We start from the raw sequence: 282 nt of genomic DNA on the forward strand, positions 1-282 counted from the left end.
GGTGACCTACTCTCCCACACCCTCCCGGGTGCAGTACCATCGGCGCTGTGGGTCTTAGCTTCCGGGTTCGGGATGGGACCGGGCGTTTCCCCCACGCTATGACCGCCGTAACCCTGTGTCCGCACCCTGCCGGCCGTGGCCGGGGGTGGGAAATCTGTGGTTACAACATCTGTGGTGTTGTTATTTTGTTGTCGGTTCCTGTGCAACAGTGCCGTCGGTGACGGGTTTGTTGTTTGGGAACCACATAGTGGACGCAAGCAGTCTTGTTTCTTTGTACCCTTC

Annotated in this window: 1 rRNA gene; it reads right to left on the minus strand. The window is 58.5% G+C overall.

Annotated features, from left to right (window positions below):
- Positions 1–110, minus strand: a 5S ribosomal RNA gene (gene rrf, locus MRBLAR12_RS19945); the annotation flags it as partial.
- Positions 111–282 lie beyond the last annotated feature (172 nt).

It is taken from the genome of Arthrobacter sp. LAR12-1-1.1, from assembly GCF_040676555.1.
GTDB lineage: Bacteria > Actinomycetota > Actinomycetes > Actinomycetales > Micrococcaceae > Arthrobacter.